Source organism: Gemmiger formicilis (genome assembly GCF_016901605.1).
GTDB lineage: Bacteria > Bacillota > Clostridia > Oscillospirales > Ruminococcaceae > Gemmiger > Gemmiger formicilis_B.
Window position 1 is genome coordinate 1 of record NZ_JACJKP010000496.1, and the last position, 384, is coordinate 384.

Annotated in this window: 1 protein-coding gene; it reads right to left on the minus strand. The window is 54.9% G+C overall.

The annotated features are described in order from the left end of the window. On the minus strand, positions 1–317 hold a 317-nt coding region (locus tag H6B10_RS15620; RefSeq protein ID WP_243427432.1), incomplete at its 3' end, for an SAM-dependent methyltransferase. Positions 318–384 lie beyond the last annotated feature (67 nt).

Below are 384 nucleotides of genomic sequence, written 5' to 3' on the forward strand. Positions count from 1 at the left end.
ACACTGGAAATGCCCGGAAACACGGTATAGGCAATCCCCTGTTCTTCCAACAAAGGTACCAGATTGCGGCACCCGGAATAAAAGCCTGTATCGCCACTGTATACCACGGCAGCGCGGTCGCAATTGGCAGCTCGTAAAGCTTCCAGAATCTTCTGCGGTTTGGTAGCTGCGGCGCGGTTTGGTGTACATTCTGCCGGCAACCGCTCAATCAAGCGGGCCGCTCCCACAATACACTGTGCCTGCAAAAGCGCGGCTTGGGTCTGCGCTGTCATGGTGGTTTCCGTACCGCCGCCCAGTGCCAGTAAATTCACCTGCATCCTGCCATCCACTCCTTGCAAAAATCCAAAACATCCTGATAGGATTCTCCATCTTCTTCCGGACGGC